General features: G+C 70.7%; 18 protein-coding genes and 1 tRNA gene. 5 read left to right on the top strand and 14 right to left on the bottom strand.

Features of this window, described 5'->3' with window-relative positions; translation table 11 throughout:
- Window positions 1-218: 218 nt before the first annotated feature.
- The gene (locus tag LMU33_RS38320; RefSeq protein WP_228626296.1) at window positions 219-1,163 is read left to right on the top strand and encodes a ScbA/BarX family gamma-butyrolactone biosynthesis protein; all 945 of its coding nucleotides are present in this window, start codon (window positions 219-221) and stop codon (window positions 1,161-1,163) included.
- A gap of 312 nt (window positions 1,164-1,475) precedes the next feature.
- Here LMU33_RS38320 and LMU33_RS38315 read toward each other — a convergent pair whose 3' ends face one another.
- From LMU33_RS38315 to LMU33_RS38290, 6 genes are all read right to left on the bottom strand, one after another.
- Window positions 1,476-1,868: a DUF6009 family protein gene (locus tag LMU33_RS38315; protein ID WP_228626295.1), complete on the bottom strand. Its 393-nt coding sequence runs from the start codon at window positions 1,866-1,868 to the stop codon at window positions 1,476-1,478.
- Window positions 1,865-3,427 carry a DNA primase family protein gene (locus tag LMU33_RS38310; protein ID WP_443728986.1) on the bottom strand — a complete coding sequence of 521 codons (1,563 nt, stop codon included), beginning with the start codon at window positions 3,425-3,427 and terminating at the stop codon, window positions 1,865-1,867. The genes LMU33_RS38315 and LMU33_RS38310 overlap by 4 nt, the downstream gene beginning before the upstream one ends.
- On the bottom strand, window positions 3,424-4,536 hold the full coding sequence (locus LMU33_RS38305; protein WP_228626292.1) for a bifunctional DNA primase/polymerase: 1,113 nt from the start codon (window positions 4,534-4,536) through the stop codon (window positions 3,424-3,426). Before LMU33_RS38305 ends, LMU33_RS38310 begins: the two co-directional genes overlap by 4 nt.
- Before the next feature lie 595 nt (window positions 4,537-5,131).
- Window positions 5,132-5,512 carry a DUF6009 family protein gene (locus tag LMU33_RS38300; RefSeq protein WP_228626290.1) on the bottom strand — a complete coding sequence of 127 codons (381 nt, stop codon included), beginning with the start codon at window positions 5,510-5,512 and terminating at the stop codon, window positions 5,132-5,134.
- A gap of 214 nt (window positions 5,513-5,726) precedes the next feature.
- Window positions 5,727-7,268: a DNA primase family protein gene (locus LMU33_RS38295; protein ID WP_228626287.1), complete on the bottom strand. Its 1,542-nt coding sequence runs from the start codon at window positions 7,266-7,268 to the stop codon at window positions 5,727-5,729.
- Window positions 7,265-8,284, bottom strand: coding sequence for a bifunctional DNA primase/polymerase (locus tag LMU33_RS38290; protein WP_228626285.1), 1,020 nt, complete (start codon window positions 8,282-8,284; stop codon window positions 7,265-7,267). Before LMU33_RS38290 ends, LMU33_RS38295 begins: the two co-directional genes overlap by 4 nt.
- A gap of 813 nt (window positions 8,285-9,097) precedes the next feature.
- Between LMU33_RS38290 and tap the strand changes: the two genes are divergently transcribed.
- Both tap and tpg read left to right on the top strand, forming a co-directional pair.
- Window positions 9,098-11,332 carry a telomere-associated protein Tap gene (gene tap / locus LMU33_RS38285; RefSeq protein WP_228626282.1) on the top strand — a complete coding sequence of 745 codons (2,235 nt, stop codon included), beginning with the start codon at window positions 9,098-9,100 and terminating at the stop codon, window positions 11,330-11,332.
- 6 nt (window positions 11,333-11,338) lie between these two features.
- Window positions 11,339-11,893, top strand: a complete 555-nt coding sequence (gene tpg / locus LMU33_RS38280) for a telomere-protecting terminal protein Tpg (protein WP_228626280.1) — start codon at window positions 11,339-11,341, stop codon at window positions 11,891-11,893.
- 148 nt (window positions 11,894-12,041) lie between these two features.
- On the opposite strand, the gene LMU33_RS38275 is transcribed toward tpg, so the two are convergent.
- On the bottom strand, window positions 12,042-13,295 hold the full coding sequence (locus LMU33_RS38275) for a ParB/RepB/Spo0J family partition protein (RefSeq protein ID WP_228626277.1): 1,254 nt from the start codon (window positions 13,293-13,295) through the stop codon (window positions 12,042-12,044).
- Window positions 13,292-14,557 carry a ParA family protein gene (locus LMU33_RS38270; protein WP_228626274.1) on the bottom strand — a complete coding sequence of 422 codons (1,266 nt, stop codon included), beginning with the start codon at window positions 14,555-14,557 and terminating at the stop codon, window positions 13,292-13,294. The genes LMU33_RS38275 and LMU33_RS38270 overlap by 4 nt, the downstream gene beginning before the upstream one ends.
- Before the next feature lie 936 nt (window positions 14,558-15,493).
- Between LMU33_RS38270 and LMU33_RS38265 the strand changes: the two genes are divergently transcribed.
- Together LMU33_RS38265 and LMU33_RS38260 are read left to right on the top strand one after the other, a co-directional pair.
- Complete coding sequence (locus LMU33_RS38265; protein WP_228626272.1) at window positions 15,494-15,946, top strand: MarR family transcriptional regulator; 453 nt, start codon at window positions 15,494-15,496, stop codon at window positions 15,944-15,946.
- Entirely contained in the window at window positions 15,946-16,257 is a 312-nt protein-coding gene (locus LMU33_RS38260; RefSeq protein WP_228626357.1) for a replication initiation protein, RepL2, read from the top strand. The genes LMU33_RS38265 and LMU33_RS38260 overlap by 1 nt, the downstream gene beginning before the upstream one ends.
- A 159-nt stretch (window positions 16,258-16,416) precedes the next feature.
- Here LMU33_RS38260 and LMU33_RS38255 read toward each other — a convergent pair.
- The 6 genes from LMU33_RS38255 to LMU33_RS38230 form a co-directional block, all read right to left on the bottom strand.
- Window positions 16,417-16,513: transfer RNA gene (locus LMU33_RS38255), tRNA-OTHER, on the bottom strand.
- A gap of 156 nt (window positions 16,514-16,669) precedes the next feature.
- Window positions 16,670-17,362, bottom strand: a complete 693-nt coding sequence (locus LMU33_RS38250) for a DUF4097 family beta strand repeat-containing protein (RefSeq protein WP_228626269.1) — start codon at window positions 17,360-17,362, stop codon at window positions 16,670-16,672.
- A gap of 202 nt (window positions 17,363-17,564) precedes the next feature.
- Window positions 17,565-18,899: an MFS transporter gene (locus LMU33_RS38245; protein WP_228626266.1), complete on the bottom strand. Its 1,335-nt coding sequence runs from the start codon at window positions 18,897-18,899 to the stop codon at window positions 17,565-17,567.
- Window positions 18,896-19,486 (bottom strand): PaaI family thioesterase, encoded by a 591-nt coding sequence (locus LMU33_RS38240; protein WP_228626263.1) that lies wholly within the window; start codon window positions 19,484-19,486, stop codon window positions 18,896-18,898. The genes LMU33_RS38245 and LMU33_RS38240 overlap by 4 nt, the downstream gene beginning before the upstream one ends.
- Complete coding sequence (locus LMU33_RS38235; protein WP_228626260.1) at window positions 19,483-20,751, bottom strand: MFS transporter; 1,269 nt, start codon at window positions 20,749-20,751, stop codon at window positions 19,483-19,485. Before LMU33_RS38235 ends, LMU33_RS38240 begins: the two co-directional genes overlap by 4 nt.
- Complete coding sequence (locus tag LMU33_RS38230; RefSeq protein WP_228626258.1) at window positions 20,748-21,983, bottom strand: ATP-grasp domain-containing protein; 1,236 nt, start codon at window positions 21,981-21,983, stop codon at window positions 20,748-20,750. Before LMU33_RS38230 ends, LMU33_RS38235 begins: the two co-directional genes overlap by 4 nt.
- Between the last annotated feature and the right edge of the window lie 16 nt (window positions 21,984-21,999).

Below are 21,999 nucleotides of genomic sequence, written 5' to 3'. Positions count from 1 at the left end.
AACATCAACAGATCGAACACAAGCCTTGTCCAATTTGCCGTGTTTAACCCGCTAACCCTACGGTGACCTGCCTAAGTTAATCACCACAACCGGAACCATCCCTTCACCCTCCGTCACGACACTTGGTCAATCCTTTACCTTACTGGCTCGCCTAGAAAACCGGTAGGTCCGTATCTTATGAGACGTCGTCGAACAGTGCTTCAAACCGGGGGTCTTTGATGGGACTTGGTTCGGCACCACACAGAGTCGGACTGTCCGCACTTCCTCGGCTGACCACGACGGTCCCGAAGGAATACGTGCACCGCGCCAGCCTGGCCGAGGTGTTCCTCACCGGCTGCACCGCCCAGCAGCAGCACAACTTCTCCCTCACGGGGCAGTGGCCGCGCGCCCACACTCTGTTCAACAGCACCGACGGGAGCGCCCACGATCCGCTCCAGGTTGCAGAGACGTTTCGCCAGGCAGGGATGTTCATCGCCCACGCGGAACTGGGTGTTCCGCTCAGCCACCGGCTCGTGATGTGGAACCTCAGCTACACGACACACTCCAAGAACATGGGCATCACCCTGACGCCGACGGACTTCGTCCTGTCCGCCAGGTGCTCGGAGATCACCTGGCGGCGGGGAGCGGCCAGTTGGCTGCGGTTCGAGATGTCCATCCACCGCGACGGAGCCCTCGTCGCACACGGGGGAGGCTCCATCTCCACCATCCCGCAGGCGGTGTACGGCAGGCTGCGCTCGAACCGCACGCCGTGGTCGGGCGAGGCCTTCGCGATATCCGAGAGCCGCGCTCCGCTCGCGCCGGTGACCGTCGGGCGCACCTCCGCAACGGACGTGGTGCTCTCCCCCACGGACACACCCGGCCGCTGGCTGCTCACTCCCGACCTGACACACCCGATCTTCTTCGACCACGCCGACGACCACATTCCCGGCATGGTCCTGCTGGAAGGCGCGCGGCAGGCGGCCTCCGCCTCGCTCGCACCGAAGCGGCTGAAGCCCACGAACGCCTCCACCGAGTTCTTCCGCTACGCCGAATTCGACCGGCCGTGCTGGCTGGAGATCACGCGGGTCTCGCCCGAGGGCGGGGATTTCATGACCGTCGGAGTCACCGGCCGCCAGGACGGAGAGACGGTCTTCGTCTCCACTCTCACCGGGCAGACCTTCTGAAGGCGGCCGAGAACCCCTCCGGCCCGCCCTGCCCGTCACTTGCCACCGTCTGCGCGACGCGGGCGCCGCAACACGCAGACGGTGGCACCAGGCCACACCGGCCGCTCGCGCGCCCGTGCGCGTGACAGCCGTACGGCACCCTCCCCGGGCTCCATGGACGTGACACCCATGAGCGGCCCTCCCCCGTTCCACTCACCGTGACAGTCGGTTCGAACAGCCCTCACTGCTGCCCGGACCGGCTGTCCCTCAGCACCTTTTCGACACAAGGCCCGTCCGGGCGTTCGCCCGCTGGAAACGACCACGCCGGGCCGGCTACGTCGACAGCGATGCCCCCGGCCGGGACGAGGCCTCCCCGCCCTCCGACCGCTCCGTCTTGCGCCCCTTGCTCCCCGGCGCCAGGGTGCGCGGATCGACGGCCTCGGCGGGCGCCCCCGTGGCGTACAGCCCGTCGGGAACGGTGTCCCGGTCGTGCGGCAGCAGCCAGAACACCCGCCGGCGGAAGGTCCCGGACGAACGGGACGGCTTGGCCTTCGGCCCGAGCAGCGCATAGCCGACCATGCGGCCGTCGCGGTGGTAGGCGGGCCTGCCCTGACGGGTCGGCAGCCGGTCCAGGCTCTGCCGGACGTAGTCCAGTCCGCTGGTGTCCTCGAGCCAGACGAGGCCGACTTCGTGGACGATCTCGTCATCGGCTATGAGGGCGCTCATGCTGTCTCCTCGTCGGCGGCCAACCCGATGCCCGGGTAGTACTTGCGCTGGTTGGACAGGATCATCTGCTTCGGAGACGCCAGTCCCACCACCTCCCGGACCCGCGCGGCGAAGGACCGGGACGAGACGGCCGGGGCTCCCTCATTCTGACACCATGTCCTGTAGGCCGCGTAGAGACCGGCCTGTTCCGCCCTCAGACCCGGCTCACGCCTGCAGGTGTCGCCCAGGAAGCGCCCGATGTGGTCCTCGGTCTCCGCGTACGCCGTGGTGGCGATGCGCACGGCCTCCGGGCCCAGCAGGTCCTTCTCTCCGCCGAGGTAGCGCCGCGCCCCGGCGACGAGCCAGTTGAGGATGCCCGCCCCTTCCTCGGTCACGAGGATGTCCGCCAGGTTGTCGACCTTCCGGTGGTCCGGTACGACCCGCTCGAAGGGGATCAGCCGCATCCGCCGCCAGAACGCGAACCCGCCCGTCCCCACCTCGGGCCGGTGGTTGCCCAGCAGCCACAGCTTGTGGGTCGGCTGGAAGCTGAAGAAGTCCTGCCGCATCCGCCGTGCCTTGATGCGGTCGCCGCCGGTCAGCAGCTTCACCCGGGCCTCGTCGAACCGGTCCCCCGGCTTGACCTCGCTGCACACGATGACCCGGCGCCCGTGCAGCTCGGCGAGGTCGGTGGGGTGTCCCTCGTAGGGCCGGGCCATGAGGAACCCGGGCGGCGCGGCGTCCGCGTAGTCGCCGACGAGCTTCATCACCACATCCAGCAGCACCGACTTGCCGTTCTTGCCGGAGCCGAACAGGAAGGGCATGACCTGGGCACCGACGTCACCGGTGATGGAGTAGCCCAGCAGCAGGTGCAGGAAGTCGATCATCTCCGCGCCCTCGGGTCCCTCCCCGAAGGTGTCGGTGAGAAACCGGTCCCAGCGCGGCGTCGGCATCGCCTCGGGCGTGACGGTGGTGGAGCGGGAGTGGAAGTCCTTGTTCGGGTCCGGCAGGCGCTTGAGCCCGCTGCGCAGGTCGACGATGCCGCCGGGCGTGCACAGCGCGTACGGATCGGCGTCCAGCAGCGCCGCGTTGAGCACCATGCCGGGGGCGGACTTGGCCTGGGTGAGCATCGCGTTCATCCCGCTGGTGCTCAGCGCGCGCCGGCGGTGCTGCTGCAGGGCGGTCGTGCTGTGCACCCCCCGCGGATCGGTGGTGGCGAGGGACTCCGCCAGGTCGCCGGCGGCCCACAGCACGGTGTCGTCCTCGTCGATCTGCCAGCGGGTGCTGTCCCACCGGAACCAGCCGAGCCCCGGCACGTGCCGGTAGTCGTTGGCGTAGAGACCCACGAACAGCTTGGCGTTGCCCCGGTCGCTGAGGGTGTCGGGCAGCAGCCCGTCGGCGGTGGCCTCACCGGCGGGCCTGGAGGCGCCCTGGGGCTTCGTACGGGCCCGGGGGACGGTCTGGGTCTCCATGTATGCCTCGGGGACGCTCTGGGCCTCCTTGCGCGCCTGGGGGACGCTCTGGGCCAGGATCTGCGCGGCGACCGAGCCGGCGTCGAAGAGGGCGTTGTCGTGGCCCGTCACGAGCGGCCTCCCGGGGCCAGTGGACGGGTACGGCCGGCGCTCAGCCCGCTGCGGATGACGGCGCCGTAGCGCCGCTCCTGCCCGGGCCGGGCCTGCCCGGCCGCCTCCCGCAGGACCCGCTCGGCGTCGCCGGCGTCCAGCAGGCCCGCGGCGACGAGCCCGCCGGCGGTGTACGCCGCCCGGTTGAGCTTCTCGGTGAATCCCGCTCCCTCCGGGACGGCGCCGCAAGCGGCCACCTCGGCCACCAGAGGGGCCAGCACCCGGCCGGCGGCTCCGCGGCCGCCTCCGGCAGCCAGGACGGCCTGGCGGGCCCGTGGCGGCACCGGCCGGGGCGCGGGCAGGTGCGCGGGCGGCAGATGGCCGGTGCGCTCCAGTTCCCGCCCGAGCCAGGCGGGCAACGGTACGGGCTCACGTGCCGTGCCCAGGGCCTCGTACGCACCGGCCTCGGTCACGGTGCCCGGGGCGACGATGTACCCGCCGTGCGCCCGTACGTCGACCTGCCAGGCCAGTGCCCGGCCGCCGCCCGAGCCGGAGGAGCACTGCCAGCGGCGCCCTCCTAAGGCCCGGTACCACACGTGCAGCCCGCCGGAGGGCGTGCGCACCCGCAGGGTCGTCCCGTCGTCCGCGGGAGAGGTCGCACCGCGCAGTGCGGCCAGCACTCCGATCGTGTGGAACCCGTTGGCGAGCCCGGTCAGGTCCACGGTGTCGGCGATGTCGATGCCGGGCAGCAGACGGTCACGTCCGGGCAGCTGCCGGGCGTGGGCGTCGATGTCGACGACGACCAGCCCGGCGGGCCCGCAGGCGATGCCGACCCCGAACTCCGGATGGGCGCCCCACCACTGCTCGATCCGGGCGAAGTCCAGCGTGGCGGCCCGGAATCCGTGGCACCAGCGCCCGGCGGCGGGACAGCGGCATCCCCGGTAGGTGTGCCCGGGCTCACGGCAGGCCGCGCAGTTGCCTGCGGGCGTCTTGCGTCCTGGGGCCAGCGGATGGACCGGCCAGCCGCGGCCGGCGCACCACCGGGCGATGGCCAAGGACTGCGAGACGCCCGCTCCGACAGCAGCGGGCCGCAGTGAGTCGCTGCGCAAAGCCCGCAGCTCATCGGTCATTGTGTTTCCCCCGTCAGCGACCGAAGCGACTCAAGGATAGGAACACACTAGCGAAGCACTGATAAAGGCGGGGCCAAGTGAACGAAGAAGCCATTCCGCATCCGGAGTGCTGCAGCGACCCACAACGAGCCCACAGCGACCGAACTTCTTCGGTCGCTGCTTGAGTCGCTGCTTGAGTCGCTGCCAAAACCGCAGGTCAAGCCCCAACTACCCCCCAATTAGCGACTGAAGCGACTCAAAATCCCTGCATATAACGCCATACACACGCGCACGCGCATACACGCACACACGCGAATGTCTCCATATACCCGGAACTTGAGTCGCTTCAGTCGCTGTTCCGCCCCCAACAGGCCCCTGACCTGGCCTTTCACCCAGCGACTGAGCAGCGACCCAACAGCTACCCAACCCTCGTTCAGTCGCTGTCCTTCAGTCGCTGCCCCCCGATCGCCGTTCTTGGGTCGCTGCACCCGGAGCGACCCGAGCTACTCAAGCGACTCTGGACCGAACCTGGATGACCGTTTCTTCACCAGGCCGTCCACCCGGAACCAGCGACCGAAGCGACCGAACCGCAGCGACTCAACGGCCGCACCGCGGTTCAGGACGCGGCGGCTATGGCAGACGGCCCGCGCTGCGACCGGGGCGTCTTGCTCCCGGGCCTCCTGGGCTCGATCGTGCGCGGATCCACGGCCTCACCGGGCGCCCCTTCCCGGTACAGCCCCTCGGGAAGGCTGTCCCGGTCGTGGGGAAGCAGGAAGAACACCCGCCGCCGGTACAACCCGCTGTCGGGATCGGCCTCGGCCCCGTCGTCGAGGACCGCGTAGCCGACCATGCGTCCGTCCCGGGCGTACGGCGGCTTGGTGTTGCGGCGTTTGGTCTTGTCGAGCGCCTGGCGTACGTAGTCGAGGCCGTCCAGGGGCTCCAGCCACACCACCTCGGCTTCGTGGATGAGGTCGCTCTCGTTCAGAAGCGAGCTCATGGCTCCAGCCCCTCCTTCATCGACCGGTCCCCGGCAGCGGGCCCGGCCTGGCGTGTGTGCGTCGTGTGGTGGTCCGCGTCCCGGCGGGCGGGGCGGAACAGAGCCGCGGGAACGGCCGTTCGCCCTCCATCGTAGGAGGGCCCCCGCGCGGGGCCCAGGAGCCGCCGTACGGCCTGCGGAAGGGGCTGTACGGCCTGCGGGCGGGGCAGGGTGGTCATTCGGCCCCCGTGAGGGCGATCCCCGGGTAGTACTTGCGGCCGTTGGACTTGATCATGGCGGCGGGAGAGGTGAGGCCGAGCTCCTGCCGGACGCGCGTGGCGAAGGCCCGCGGACTGGCCGGCCGGATGCCCTCGCCCGCGGTGCACCACCCCTGATACGCGCTGTAGAGCAGGGCCTGCTCCACACGCAGCTCGGCCGGGCTGGCGGTCTCCCGGATGCAGCACTCGCTCAGGAAACGGCCGATGTGGTCCTCGGTCTGCGCGTACTCCGTCGTCGCCACCCGCACCCGGTCGGGCCCGTCGAGCGGGTCCCGGGTGGCCAGGTAGTGGCGCGCGCCCTCGACCAGCCAGTTGAGGATGCCGGGGCCCTCGTCGCGGACCAGCTCGAAGGCGAGGTTGTCGATGCGCCGCTCGGCGGGCACGATCCGGGTGAAGGGGATCAGCCGGATGCGCCGCCAGAACGCGAAACCGCCCGTGGACACCTCGGGCCGGTGGTTGCCCAGCAGCCACAGATGGTGGGTGGGCGTGAACGAGAAGTAGTCCTGCCGCATCCGCCTGGCCTTGATCTTGTCGCCGCCGGTCAGGAGGCGGACCCGGGCCTCGTCGAACTTGTCGTTGGGCTTCAGCTCGCTGCACACCACCAGGCGCCGGCCGTGCAGCTCCGTCAGTTCGGTGGAGTGCTCGGAGAAGGCACCACGGTCCATCAGAAAGCCCGGGGGCGCGGCGTCCGCGTAGTCGCCCAGGATCTGGATCATGGTGTCGAGCAGCACGGACTTGCCGTTCTTGCCCTCGCCGTGCAGGAAGGGCAGGACCTGGGCACCGACGTCACCGGTGATGGAGTAGCCCAGCAGCAGGTGCAGGAAGCCGATCGTCTCCCGGCCCTCGGCGTCGTCGCCGAAGGTGTCGGCCAGGAAGCGTTCCCACCGGGGGGTGGGCATCCGCTGCGGCGCGACACTGGTGGCCCGGGAGTGGAAGTCCCGCCTCGGATCGGGCTTGTTCAGCTGACCGGTGCGCAGATCGACCACACCGCCCGGAGTGCACAGCGTGTACGGGTCTCCGTCCAGCGTGTCGGGATCGACCGACAGATCCGGGGCGGCCTTGGCCTGGGTGAGCAGCGCCTTTATGCCCGTCGTGGACAGCGTCCGCCGTTTGTGCGTGGCCAGTTCGCGGTCGCCGTACCGCCCGAGCGGGTCGGTCTGCGGCAGGTCCTCGGCCATCTCCCCCGCCGCCCACAGGGCTGCCTTCTCGCCGCCGGTGCGCTTCCAGCGGTAGCCGTCCCAGGCGAACCACCCCAGCCCCTCGACGTGCCGGAACCGGTCACGGTACAGCTGCACGAACAGCCGGGCGTTGCCTCGGTCGCTCAAGTGCGGCGGCAGCAGCACCGGTTCCTGCCGTGCGCTGTCCGGCGCCGAGAAGACCTGGGGCGGGGAGCCCTGCGCGGGCAGGACTGCGGCGACCGGCTCGTTCTCCTGCAGCTCGAGCATCTGCTGAGCGGCAGCCTTGGGATCGAACCGCGGCGTGCTCTCGGCGCTGCTCATGTACGTCCTTCGAGGTGGAATGGGCGCGCGCCCCCTGCGGCGAGCCCGTCATCGATGATCTTCTCGTTACGGCGTTCCTGCCAGGGACGCGCCCGGTGTGCCGCGGCCAGCAACTCCTCGCGTATCTCCCCGTGCTCCAGGTGCCCGGCGGCCACCAGCCCACCGGCCGTGTACGCGGCCCGGTTGAGTTTCTCGGTGAACCCGGTGCCCTCCGGTGCGGTCCCGCAGCGCACAACCTCCTCCACCAGCGGCGTGAGCACCCGCCGTGCGGCAGTTCCACGCCCCCTGCGCCGCGCTGCCAGAACGCCGGAGGGCGGCCGCGGCGCCGGAGGAGCGATCAGATGCCCGGTACGCACCAACTCGGCGTGCAGCCACGCGGGCAGCGGCGCCGGTGTCCGGGCGGGACCCTCCGCCTCGTACGTGCCCCGAGCGGTACGTGTGCCGGGCGCGACGATGTACCCGCCGTGTGCCCGTACGTCGACCTGCCAGGCCAGCGCCACCTTCGGACTGGACCCCGTCGAGCAGCGGAACCGCGTGTCCGGCGCGCCGACCCGGTACCAGATGTGCAGGCCGCCCGACGGGGTCCGCACCCGCAGCGTGCCCTCGTCGCGGGTTGGGTCGGGCTGCCCGCGGAAGGCCGCCAGCAGCGCCAGCGTGTCGAACCCCGAGGCGAGACCGGCCAGATCCACGGTCTCGTGGATGGGGATGCCGGGCAGCAGCCGACTGCGGTCCGGCACCGGGGCGGGATGGGCGTCGACATCGATGACGACGAGTCCCGCGGGGCCGCAGGCGACGCCGACACCGGCCGAGGGACTCTGCCCCCACCAGGCGTCGATGCGCTCCCGATCGGTCGTCGCGGCATGAAAGCCATGGCAGGCCCGGCCCTCGGCCGGACACGGGCACGAGCGCGGGTCATGGCTTCGGTCCCTGCAGGCCGGGCAGTTCGCGGCAGGCGTCTTGCGCCCCGGTGCCAGCGGATGGACCGGCCAGCCCTGCAGGGCACACCAGCGGGCCACGGCATGCGGTGTCGCCTGCCTGGCCTGCGAGGCAGGCGCGGGGGTCTGACCGGGGCACGGCACGTGGATCGTCCTCGTCGCTGTTGTTCTCGGTCCCTGCACGGGGGCAAAACACCAGGCGAGGCAGGGGCGTGAGGCATTTTGAGGGACCGAAGGGACTGTCTTTCGCACAGAGTCTAGGGCCGCCCCGCCCCGGGACGGCGTAGCTCCCTCCCGTGTGCCGTCGTATCGGAGTGTTCGGTCCCTTGAGTCCCTGCGGAGGGCTCGACGGCCCACGGACTCCTCAGAAGAAGCCGGTTTATCGCATTTTCTGAGTGACCGAAGGGACTTTCGAGTCAAGTTCGAGCGAAGCGCCAGCGCGGGGACACCCCCACGGACCAGGGACCGAAGTCCGCCCCTTGCCAGGGTCCCTTCGGCCCCTTGGGTCCCTTGCGGGAAAAGACCAGGTCAGCATGGCTCTCGTGGCTCCGACAGGGACTGAAGGGACTGAAAGTGCCCAGTTATGAGCTGAACTAGCATTATTGATCTTGTTCTTCTTCACACGCGCGCCCGCGTACGAATCCCCCCTCTGAGTTCACGTCATAATGGCGGAGTTGAGTCCCTACAGTCCCTGCTCGGCGCTACGAAACCGCTCTGACCAGGTAAAACGCTCCAGGGACCAAAGTCCCTCCGGGTCCTGCACCTTCAGTCCCTGATCCCTCGGTCCCTGCCCGCTCAGCCCCTCTGCCCGCTGAAGTCGTGTGCGATCCGCGAGCGATTCGACGGGGGATCCGGAGAGCGATCGGGATAGGGTGTGAGCTGGAGGTGAGCTCCGTGCCCACTCAGGACGAGCTGTTCAGCGCGGTCGACGCGCTCCTGGAGGAAGTCGCCCAGAACGACCTGCCCTCGCCCGCCGAACGCAGGCGCCTGCGGGAGGCCGCGGGGCTGAGCCAGACTCAGGTCGCGGCCGCACTGGCGACCCGCCGCGAGACGGTCGCGAGCTGGGAGTCGGGCAGGAACGAGCCCCGCCCGCCCCAACGGGCCGCTTACGCCCGCTTCCTGGAAAAGCTGGCCGAACGTTTCCCCGCTCCGGCCCTGCCCCCTCAGGAGTCGTCCACCCCTCCCCCGCCTCCGGCACCCACTCCCCCGCTCCCCGCCGCCTCCCTCCCGGAGCCCGCAGCCCCCCTGCCGCAGCCGGACACGCGGACGGAGGCCGAGGCCCCGCCCGAGAACACCCCCCAGACCGGGCCGAGGCCCGCGACCAGGCCCCTCCCGAGGACCGCGCCGAGGAAGCCCCCCAGGACACCTGCCCCCTCCGAGGCCACGGCCGAGACCACCGCTCCCCGCTTCGAGAACGGCCCCCTCGCCGTCATCGGCCTCGACGGCGACCAGGTGGTGGCCTACTGCGTGGGCGGCCTGATCCTCGACGTCCCCGCCAGGAGCATCCCGGCCCTGGTGGACTGGACGCTGACCGAGGGCAGGCTCGGCCAGTCCCGGCTGCACCGGCACGGCCGTGACGCCGACCCCGTGCTGGTCCTCACCCCCGCCGCCCTGGAGCGGTACGGCCTGCCCGTCACCCTGTCCCCGGAGGAACGGCGCGCCGGACGGCTGAAGGACACCCACAAGGTGGTCAAGCAGGTCAAGAAGGCAGAACTGCAGCTGACCCAGCTCGGCTTCGGACCCTGGGCGCGGCTCTACCGCGACCCCGAGGGCGCCCGCCGCCGCTGCGTACAGCTGTGCATCCCGTCCTGGGGCGCACTGCCCGTGGAGGAGTGGGACGACAAGAACGACCCCCGCCTGCCGACCATGCCGGCCGCCGACCTCGCACTGTTCCTCGGCACCTACGCGGAGCGCGTGATGACCCCGCGCGGCACCACGGCGGTCACCGGTCTGGAGCTGATGACGGCGCTGCGCCCGCCGACCCGCGCGGAGAAGGACCCGGACACCGGTGAGTTCAGGCAGGCCCTGAACGCCGACGCCCTCACCGAGGTGTACGACGTCGTCGAGTGCGAGGTCCCGGACGAGCATCCGCTGCTCAAGGGCAGGTTCGCCCGCCACCACCAGCGGACCCCGGCCGAGATGCTGCTGGAGGAACCGTACGACTGGTGCCGGGAGCTCACCGACGACGAGTGCATGCAGCCGTACCTCGTCGCCATCGACGTCAACATGGCGTTCGCGGCGGCCGCCAACGGCCTGACCGTCGGGCTGAACGGACCCACCCACCTCACCGGCAACCCGCGCTTCGACCCCTCGCTGCCCGGCTCGTGGCTGGTGGACCTCTCCCACGTCGACCTCTCCCGGGTGGAGGTCGGCGGCCGCACCCTGGACGCCGACCGGCTCCCGTCGCCGTTCACACCGAGGGGCGACCGGCCCGAGGGCCCGGCCTGGTACGCCACGCCGACCGTGGCGTACGCGCTGGAACTCGGCTTCGAGGTCGCGCCGGCCGAGGCCTACGTCCGCACCCGGACCGGCCGCTATCTCGACCCCTGGTACAAACGGCTGCGCGACGCCTACATCGCCACCATGGCCGACCTGGGGGTGAGCACCGCGGTGCAGGGCGAGGAGTTCCTGCACGCCATGGCCCGCTCCCGGCACGCCGATCCGACGCTGGCCCTGGTGCTCAAGGCCATCAAGGCGACGGCCAAGGGCGGCATCGGCAAGCTGCGCCAGCGCAACCGGGGCCAGGTGCCCTACTACGAGCCCTGGCCGGCGCTCGCCCGCCCGACGTGGCGCCCCGACATCCGGGCGGCCGTCCTGGCGACGGTCCGGGTCAGCATGCACCGCAAGATCATGAAGACGGCGGCCGCCACCGATCTCTACCCTGTGGCCATCGGCACCGACGCCCTCGTCTACCCCTCCCCCGGCCCCAGCCCGCTGGACTTCCTGCCCTGCACGCCCGAAGGCAAGCCGGTGCCGGGCACGTTCCGGCTGGGCGTGAGCCCCGGCATGGTCAAGCATCAGGGCACACGGACCGTGCTGTGGGCGGAGGAACAGTTCGAGCAGCACGGCGGTGTGTTCAACATCGCCAACCACATCAAGGACGACGGCACCGCCGCCGAAGGGGAGTAACCGGTCATGGACTCGGTAGGGGACAGCCTGGACCGCGCGCTGGAGCAGGCGTTCACCCGTCCCATCCCCAAGAGCGCCCCGGCCCGGATGAGATATCTGGTCAAGCAGCTCAAGGGCACCAGGCGAGTCGCCGAGCTGCTCGGCATCTCCCAGCGCACCGTGGAACGGTACGTGACCGGCCAGTTGAAACACCCTCGCCCGGAGCTCGCCGCCCGCCTCGAGCGCGAGGTGCGCAGCCGCTGGCAGCCGCAGGTCCGGGCGCGGGCCAAGCAGCGGGCCGTCAGCACCGACGGCCTGGTCTTCGCCACCCGGGCCAGGTTCGGCTTCACCGCCGCCCCGGGCACCACCGACGACGCCCGCATCCGCGACATCACCCAGGCCCTGCCGCCCCGCTGGGCCGAGCGGCTCTTTGCGGCGCGGGACGCCGGAGCCACCGAGGACCAGCTGCTGCAGATCGCGGCGGAGGGCCTGGGAGAGATGTACTTCCGGGCCGACAACACCCGAGCCCAGGGCCTGGACGTGGAGTTCACCGACGTCGATCAGATCGACATCTCCCTGTAGCGCCACTGCGGCTCGAAGCGGGCCGATCTATTACGCCGTAATAGGCCGGCCCCGCTCCCTCCCCCTATTACGGCGTAATAGATCGGCGGATGATGTCAGTGAAGGGCCGGCCCCCAGGGGTGCCGGCCCTTCACTGGTTCCGTGGAGCTCAGTCGCCCGGTACGGCGGCCTGCTCGACGAAGGACTGTGCCAGCTCGGCCAGCCGGGCGGGGTTCCGCTCCAGTCCCTTCTTGCCCAGGAACCGGAGCAAGTCGAAGAAGGTGTCGTCGCTGTCGATGTTCCGGTCCAGGAGCATGGCGAGGATGCCGGGCTCGTTGTACGGCACCCGGCGCGGATGGGCGCCGGTCGAGGCATCCGCCTGCGGGCTGAGGACGGCCGTCTCCGTCCGCGGCTCCGGCACGGGCTGCTGCACATCTGCTTCACCGGCGCTCGGTGCCGACGAGACACCCGTGCCCCCCGACGACGCCGCATCCGGCTCGGCATCCCCTATTACGCCGTAATAGCCGTCGGCCGTCCCGGCCTGCCGGCCCGGACCGGCACCGCCGGTCCGTTCCACCTGACCGCTCACCGCAGGCGCGCTCGGCTCGCCACCCCCTATTACGCCGTAATAGCCCTCCGGCTCCCCCGGCTGCGGCCGGGCGGTGAACACCGGCGCCTCGCTCTCGCCCGCCTTCTTCCGGTCGCGCCTCTCCTCCTCCTTCCGGGCCCGCTCGTCCTTGAGTTCCCGGAGCGCCGCCTCCTGCTCCGGGGCCGGCTTGTTGGCCACGGCACGCAGCAGATCGATGGGCTCTTCACCGATACGGCTCTGCAGTTCGGGGGTCAGATTGAGCAGCGCCAGGCGCTGCGACACCCAGCCCTGGGAACGGTGCAGCCGCTTGGACAGCGCGGTCTGGCTGCCGTGGATGGCCAGCAGGCGCCGCAGGGCCCGGGCCTCGTCGAGTTCCCCGAGATCGCTCCGGTGGATGTTGGCGACGAGGGCGGACTCGAGGAGTTCCTCGGAGTTGGTGCCCTGGTCGTCGCTGACCATCACCTTGACGGTGGGCAGTTGCGCCTCGCGGGCAGCAGCGAGGCGGCTGCTGCCGTCGATGACCACGTAGCTGGTGTCGGCTTCGAGGTCGGCCTCACGCTCGGGGTTGGCCTTGATGTAGGCGTCACGGTTCATCACCGTGATCGCCTGCTTCTGGCCGTGCGTCTTCAGGCTGCCCGCCAGATCGGTGAGGTCACCGAGACTGGAACGGGGGTTGTCGGGGTTGAGGCTGATGCGGTGGGGAGGAAGCTCGGTGGGCGGGGCGACGCCCTCGGTGGGTACCCCGGTGGCGGCGGCCACGGCCTGGCGGCGCGCGCTCACCGGGCGCACTCCCCCGCCGAAGCGGCCGGCTCCCAGCTGGTCGGCCTTGCTCATACGATCTCCCGGGCCAGCGCGCGCATCCCGATCGCCTGCTGCGACTTGGGGGCGTAGGACAGCAGGGGCCGCTTCATGCGCACCGCTTCCTTCTGCTCTTTGAGATCGCCGATGAGCCCGACGACCCGGGGATCCTTTATGTCGACCCACCCCTGGAGCGAGGAGGTGGCGATGAAGCCGCGGCGCGAGTCGTAGAGGTTGACGACGATGCCGAGGTAGTCGATGTCGACCTGCAGGTCGCCGCGCAGGTCGTCGATCTGAGTGGTGAGCAGCTCGTAGGCGTCCGCGGAGCTGTCCTCGGCCTGCACGACGATCAGCGCGCCGGACTGACCGAGCTTCTCGCCGTCGCGCCGGCGGCCGTAGTACGCGGCGGCGTCCATGCTCAGACCGAGGCTCGGTGGGCAGTCGACGAGGATGACGTCGTAATCGGCCTCGAGCGGGGCAAGGGCACGCTCCAGTGCCGCTTCCCTGGCGCGTACGGCCGAGAGGCGGACGTCGAGCAGGAAGGCGTCGTTGCAGGCGGGCAGCAGGTGGAGCCGGCCGCCGAAGGTCTCGTCGTCGACGGAGACGATGAGGTCACGAAGGTCGCCCTTGGGGTCGCCCGCCATGTGGTTGGTCAGGCTGTCGCCGTTCATGGGCAGGGGCGCCGCCCCGAGCTGGTTGGTGAGGTGGCACTGCGGGTCGAAGTCGACGAGCAGGACCCGCAGCCCGAGCCCCGGCAGGCTCTCCACGCTCAGCGGGTCGTCGCCGCCGGGCACTTCGTCGGACTGGGTGTCGCTCGCACGCAGGGCCTCGGTGAGGGCCTTGGCCACCCTGACGGCGTGCAGGCTGTCGGCGTCCTCGGCAAGCGCTTCGCCGAGGCCCGCCGTGATCGCGGTCTTGCCGACGCCGCCCTTCTGGTTGCACACGATGATGCGACGGGTGATCTCGGGCCGTTCCACATGCGGCGCGGGATTGGAGTCGAGCCACAGCTGGACGGACTGTGCCAGGCCCTGGATGAGCGAGACACGGCGTTCCGTGGCGGCCTGGCGGAACTCGTCCCACTGGCCGGGCGGCAGGAACGTGGAGAACGAGTCGGCACGTGAGGTGTCGATGGCCGGGGGAGTGGAGGCGAGCGTGCACCAGTCCCGGATGCCCTGCTCTACGGCCGCCTGGATCTCGATGCCGTGCTGGGCGGCTCTGACTTTGAGGTTCTGCCGGAGCCATCCCGGCAGTTTGGAGACGACCTTCTCGCGGTCGCTGGAAGTGGCTGGCGAACTCATAGACGACACCTTACTAACGTCCAAGATCTTTGGAAGCATCGACACGTTAGTTGGAGCGCTCTGACGGAACGCCAGCCGACACTCGCGGCACCCGGGCTATTACGCCGTAATAGCTCACGCGCAGAACTCTCCTGCCGGTCCGCCCGCTGACGGGCGCGGGTCACCACCCTCGCACCGGCACCCGCCGTCCTGACAGTCCCGGTCGTTTCCGCAGGCGGGCTGGGCCGCGTGGTACCAGGGGCCTTCGCCGGCCCCTGGACCCCGCTGCCCCGCCACTTCCCGGCGCGAACCCGTTTCGTCGTGGCTCAAGCCGTGCGCGCCGGGAAGCGACGGGCTCGTGCGTGCCGGGACTCGTCGTCGGGCGCGCCTCGAGCGGGGCTCGGTCCGGTGTCGAGCCGAGGGGTGGTCGGGACCGACCTGTCGCGGGCCGGGGTCAGTCGGTTGTGCCGTTGAGTGCTCGGACGATTCCGGGGCGGGCTGACCACCGTTTGCCAAGGGAAGAGAGCGCAGCCGCCAATACGGCGCTGACCTGCAGAAACGCATCGGACCACCAAGTCCGTGGGAACTGGCAGGCAGTTCGGCGGATCGTGCAGAGCGATCCGCGGATCCGGGTGCCCGGATCCCTCGGACGTACCACCCGGTCCCAGCAACCTCACACCACGACCGACAGGACCGCGACAGCGACCGAGGGAACCGCCACCACGACTGCAGGAACCGGGTATCACGATCCTCCAGCCGCACCAGATTGACGTGACGTACATGAGTCGGCACCCGGGACGGCCGCGACCGCACGGCTGGGCCCCTGACGGGACGGCAGGCGACACGGCCGACAGGCGGAGCTGATTGACTTCATGCTCATGTACGTTAAGTTCATCTGGTCGGCCTCACAGCCGTCCCTCATGAACCACCAATCACCCCCCTTCCACGGAGGGCCCGTTGGGAGCAGTACGCAGACTGGTCGACGCCGACACCGGCGAGCCGGTCCCCTATGCGCCGTACGCCTTCTCCGGCCGGCACACACAGGTCGACAAGGCGCGAGTCGAGGCGATCACCGAGTCCAAGGCGTTCACGCCCAGTCAGAAGTTCCTCGTTCTGTGGTGGATCGGGGTCTCTCCCGAGGGCATGGAACCACTGCGGGCCACCGGAGCGGACATCGCCAAACGAGTGGGAATGTCCACCGACGCGGTCGGAAAGATCAACAGGAAGCTGGCCAAACACCGCATCCTGGTCATCCGTGGACGCATCGGCAACTACAACTTCTACCGGATCAGCCCTTACATCGCCTTCCACGGCACAGGGATCGAGCAGCGCGAAGCGGTGAAGACCTGCAACCCGCCGGACATCCCCGGATTCGACGACAATGTTCCCGCACGGTGGGAGGTCCAGTGATCAGCAGCGACGACAAGCAGAAGAACCTCGAACTGCTCGAGAAGACCGCCGGCATGAGCGCCAACCAGCGTCTCGTCGTCATGCTGTACGCCCTGCACCCGACCGACCGGTCCGGCGCCGTCCTCGAGACCGCGGCCAACCTGGCCAAGCTCGTGGGCATGGCCCCGCCCGCCTTCTCCCGCACCCGCAAGCAGGTCATCGAGGCCGGCTGGCTGGAGGAGACCGAGCGGATCGGGCACATCAAGTACTACCGTCTCGACCCCAAGCGCATGGGGGAGAACGTCGTCGTTCCGCTGCGCCGCGCGACCTGACGTCCTGGGGAGCGCACCTCATTGACGTGACGTACATGAGCCAAGCTCCCCAGTCCGTCCTGCTTCACCCCGACGCAAGGACAACAGTCGCGGGCACGCACGCATACGGCCTCGGCCGCCATCACGGCGGCCGAGGCCAAGTCGCAGCGCTCTGCGTTGCGGAGAGGGCAGGATTCGAACCTGCGTGGACCCTCAAGAGGATCCGACTCCGGGCTACTGCCCTGGTCCCCGATCAGCCACTTCGGGGCACCTCTCCTCGTTCCCGGCCTCGCGGTTTCCCCGCGGTGCCGTTCACCTCCGCTATTACGCCGTAATAGGCGGGGCAGCTATTACGGCGTAATAGCGGCCCCGCCTCGCGGACGCGCACGCGGCTGTCGGTCCTGGACACACACGCGACTTCACCTGTGTGTTCTCACAGGCTGCGGGCGGTGATGTTGCCGTAGGAGGTGGTCGCGTGGATGGTGAGGCCGGCGGCGGCGCCGTCGGTGTTGTTGAGGGCGTTGTGGATGCGGCCGTAGGTGGTGCCGCCGTCGAGGGAGGCGGAGACTCCGCGGGCGGCGCCGACCGAGATGTCGCCGTGCTGGGTGTTCAGGGTGACGGTGCCCTTCACGGCCTCGGTGATGTTCAGCTCGCCCTTCTGGGTGCTGAGCTCCGCAGGGCCGCCCAGGCGGCCGACGGTGATGTCGCCGGACTGCAGGGTGAGGTGGGCGCTGCCGGTCTCGTCGAGCGTGATGGTGCCCTGCGCGCCGTCGACGGTGACGTCGCCGAGGCGGCCGACGCCGCGGAGTTCGACGGCGGCCGCCCTGGCCTGGACGCGGGAGCCGGCGGGCAGCTCGACGGTGACGTGGAGGTCTCCGGAGGGGCCGAGGACCCGGTTGGTCGCCTCCGCGGTCTCGATGCGCAGGACGCCGTCGTTGTAGGTGACCTGGGTCTGCTCCGCGGCCTTGACGTCGCGGCTCTTGGAGGGGTTGGCGGGCAGGATCTCGACGGTGGTGTCGCTGCGGTCGGCGGCGATGAACCGGACCTGCCCGGCGGGGATGTCGAGGACGGCCGTGATGGCGGCGGGGGTCTTGAACTGCTGCGGGGCGCTCTGGTTCTTCTGCATTGTGTGCTCCTCGGCTCGCTGTTTCCGTTGATGGAAACGCTACGTTGCATTTACGGATCCAGCAACAGGATCGTTGCGAATAATCGTCAACTCTGCAGGTAGAGACCGATAAATCGTTGCAACAAGCCTGATGTTAATGCAACAATCCCGCCTCGTTCGTTGCAATGGTTTGGAGGTGAACGCTATGCGGGAGCGGCGGCTTTCACACCGTCAGAGCGTCCTCCCGGGTCTCCGGGGCACGCAGCGCCGCCGTCACCGTGAGCGCCGACAGCAGCAGCAGATACGCGCACACCAGCCAGGGCTCCCTGGACGCCACCAGGTACAGCGAGGTGGCCAGCAGCGGCAGCAGCCCGCCGCCCAGCACCGCCCCGGTCTGATAGCCGAGGGAGGCGCCGCTCATCCGGACACCGGTGCGGAACAGTTCGCTCAACCAGGCCGCCTGAGGGCCGAACATGGCGTCGTGGAAGACGTTCACACCGATCAGCACGGCGATCCCGGCCAGCACGGGTGACCCCGTGTCGACGAGGAGGAAGAACGGCACGACGTACAGCGCGCTGCCCACCGCGCCGAACAGGAACACGGGCCTGCGTCCGAACCGGTCCGACAGCGCCCCCCACGCCGGCGCGGTGAGCATGCTGAGTGCGGCGCTGACCGTGATGACGGTGACGCCGAGGCCCTTGCCGTGGTGGCCGTGGTCGGTGAGATAGAAGAGCACGAAGACGGTGTAGAAGTACGAGACGGCCGTCTGGGACACCCGCAGGCCGACGGCCAGGGTCAGCGGGCCGCGGTGGTGGCGCAGGGTGTCGTACACCGGACGCTGCACACGGGGCGCGGCCGTGAACGCCTCCGAGTCGTCGATCGTGGACCGCAGCACCAGCCCGACGACGATCAGCACCAGACTGGACAGGAACAGCACCCGCCAGCCCCACACGGCGAACTGGTGGTCGTCCAGCAGCCCTTGGGTCAGCGCGAACGCGCCGGAGGACAACAGCAGCCCCAGCGAGGAGCCCGACATCGCGAAGCCGCCCCACAGCCCGCGCCGCGCCGACCGGGCGCTCTCCACGGTGAGTACGGCGGCCCCGCCCTGCTCGGCACCGACCGCGAACCCCTGCACGACGCGCAGGACCACCATCAGCACCGGTGCCAGCAGCCCGGCCTGCCGGTAGGTCGGCAGCGCGCCGACCAGGGCACTGGCCAGGCCCATCGTGAACAGGGACATCACCAGCACCGGTTTGCGCCCCCACCGGTCGCCGAAGTGCCCGGCGGCCGCGGCACCGAGAGGACGCGCGGCGAACCCGACGGCGTAGGTGGCGAAGGCGGCCAGGATCCCGGCGACCGGATCGAGGGAGGAGAAGAACAGCTTGTTGAAGACCAGGGCGCTGGCGGTGCCGTAGAGATAGAAGTCGTACCACTCCACGGCGGAGCCGATCATGCTGGCGACCGCGATGCGCCCGATGCCGGCCGGCCGGGGCGCGGCCGGCGCGGCCGGCGTCACGCCGGGCGCCGACGGGGATCCGGTGAGGATGTTCTGGGTCATCGTCCGTCCTGAGAGGTCCGTGGATCACGAGGTCCGGCGGCGGTCGCGTGCCGGTCGAAGTGCTGTGCGGATACGGCGATGTAGACGGCCGCCGCACTCGCCGCGACCGGCCCGTCCGCGCCGCCGACGTGCAGGTCCGCGGTGGCGAAGGCCTTCCGGCCGGCTACGGCCGTACAGCGCGCCCGCACCCGCAGCGGCTCGCCGAGCGGCACCGGGGCCAGGAACTGGACCTCCAGCCGGCCGGTGACGTTGGGCCGGTTGAGCGCGCGCCACACCGCCAGGCTGGTGGCCTCGTCGAGCACCGCGGCCACGATGCCGCCGTGCGCGATCCCGGGAGCGCCCTGATGCACCTGACCGAGGGTCAGCTCCGCGACGACACCACGCTCGTCCTCCTCGACGACCCGCAGGCCCAGCCCGGGGGAGGGCCCGCACCCGAAGCAGGAGGGATGGTCCGGCACGTGCGGCACCCGCACCCGCGGCTCGCCCAGGAGCAACGGCGAACACGGCGGCCGGGCACCGCCGGGCGGCACGGCCCGCTCGGACGCCGCGCCCACCGCGTCGTGCCGGTGCACCGCTGAGTCCGTCATGTGCTCTCCCCTCGCCGTTGCAGGCGCGGCGCGACGACGGCGGGGAGCGGACGGGGGCGCTCCAGGGCCCGCAGGACCGGGGCCGTCAGCAGCGCGGCGCCGGTGAACACCGCCGTCAGCAGCAGCCAGCCCGCCGGACCCAGCCCCACCACCGCGGTGACGGCGACCGGACCCAGCACCGCCTGCACGGTGACACCGAGGTTGAAGACCGACAGGTACTCCGCGCGCCGCCCCTCGGGCGCGTGGTCCACCGGCAGCGCCCAGCCCGCGATCGACTGCCACAGCTCACCCGCCGTCAGCGTGCCGACCGCCAGCACCAGCAGCACCAGCGCCCCGGCGCGGCCCGGGCCGGCGCTGAGGGCCAGCAGCAGCCCGGTCGCGGCCAGCAGCCAGGCTGCCCACCGCAGGGACCGGCGGCTCTGGCCCTCCTCCCGGGCGCCCCGGCTGAAGCGGATCTGCAGCCCGATCACCAGCGCGGTGTTCAGTGCGAACAACAGAGGGATCGCGGCCACCGGCGCGGAGGTGTGCCGCACCACCCACAGCGGCAGACCGACGTTCAGCATCGTCTGGTGCAGCACCAGCACCCCGTTGAGCGCGGTCACCGCGAGGAACCGGCGATCGCCCAGTCCGCGCGGCAGCCAGGTGCGGCGCGCCGCCGCGGCGGGGCCGGCCGCCCGGCGGGGCACCGCCACCGTGCGCAGCAGCAGCGCGGCGACGACATAGGAGGCGGCGTTGCCCAGCAGCATCGCCCGGAACGCCCACAGCTCGTGCACCGCCATCAGCGGCGTGGCCAGCAGCGCGCCCAGCGCGTAGCCGACATTGCGCACGGTGCGGATCCGGGCCATGGCGCCGACCTGCTCGTCACCGCGCATCAGGTCCGCCACCACCGCCTGGATCATGGGCGGCGCGGACCGCTCGGCCATCGTCATCAGGCAGCACACCGCGGCGAAGGACAGCGGCCCGCGGACGAACGCCAGCGCCGTGAACGCGGCCGCCAGCCACAGCTGAAGCCCGATCAGCACCGGCCGCGCCCCGCACCGGTCGGCCAGCAGCCCGACGGGCACGGTGGCGAGGAACCCGGCACCACCGGCGAGAGCCAGCCCCAGCCCCAGTTGCGCCGGGGACAGACCCACGCCCTGCACGAAGTACACCGTGCCGCCCGCCAGATACAGCCCGGTCCCCAGCGAGTCCAGCAGGGAGACCACGGCGAACACCCGCCCGGGGCGCCCGCCGCGGCTCGCGCCGTTCTCGCCGCGCGGCCTCATGAGAGGTAGAACCCGTTCGGTTCCAGCGAGCGCAGCCGCTCGTAGTCCTCCAGCACCGCCCGCGCGGAGTCCGCCGCCAGGTAGACGAAGCCGGGGGAGGAGGCGAGATCCACCGTCCGCGGCACCGGGCCACCCGCGGACACCCTGCTGACCAGCCCGTCGAAGGTGTCCAGCCGCCGCAGCTTCTCCCGCCACGTGTCCGAGGCGGCCCGGCCCTCCCGGTCACTGATCAGCGAGACCCAGCGCACCGCCTTGGACCAGCGCACCGCGCTGTCGTCGAACGCGTCGAAACCGGCCGGGTCGAGCAGGGACAGCGTCAGCAGCCGTACCTGGGACATGCCCGAGTACTTCAGCGACACCTCCGGCAGCACCCCGCCGCACAGCCGTGCCCCGGTCTCCAACAGCACTGGACCGGCGGTGGTCATCCGCAGCTCACTGTGCCCGGCGCCGTTGCGGATGCCGAGCGCGGACAGCACCTGCCGGACATAGCGCACCGCCGCGGCGGCGGCCGGGTCGTCACAGGGCACCGGCTCCTGGAAGTCGTACAGGCAGGCCCCGTTCGGGCCCGGCAGCCGTACCGAACGCCAGATCTCGACGATTTTGTGGTCGCCGTCCCGGGAGACGGAGTTGACCAGGTACTCCTCGCCGTCGAGGTAGTCCTGCACCAGTGCCGTGCCGTTCGGCTCGCCGAAGAAGTTCGGCGCGTCCAGCACCGTACGGCAGGCCGCGGCCACCTCGGCCTCGGTGCCGCACACCCACACGTTGTCGCTGCCCGCGCTGGACGGCGGCTTGACCACCACCCGGCCGCCGGGCCGGCCGGCGAACCAGGCCACGCCCTCGTCCGGGTCGGACACCGAGACGTCCTCGGCGGCGGCCAGGCCGGCCGCGCGCAACGCCCGGGCCATCGCCGGTTTGTCGCGGCGCGCCTCGGCAAGTTCCGGCCGGTTGCCGGGCAGTTGGAGCAGCTCGTTCAGCCGGTCGGCCAGCAGCACCCCCGACTCGGTCCCGGCCACGACCCGGCTCACGCCCAGCTCCGCCAGCTCCGCGGCCGCCGCCTCAGGCCGGGGGAACCAGCCCAGGTCACGATGGTAGGCGGACGCGTCGAAGGCCCGGACGTACACCGCGGGCGGATGTTCCTGGCTGCGCACATGGACGCAGGAGGCGCCGGCCCGGTTGAGGTCCTCGACCAGGAAACGGGCGGTCGAGTAACCGTCCACGATGCCGATTCTCATGCTGGTGTCCTTCGTC

The sequence above is a fragment of the Streptomyces barringtoniae genome, assembly GCF_020819595.1.
Taxonomy (GTDB): Bacteria; Actinomycetota; Actinomycetes; order Streptomycetales; family Streptomycetaceae; genus Streptomyces; species Streptomyces barringtoniae.
This window is presented reverse-complemented; position numbering and strand designations above follow the sequence as displayed.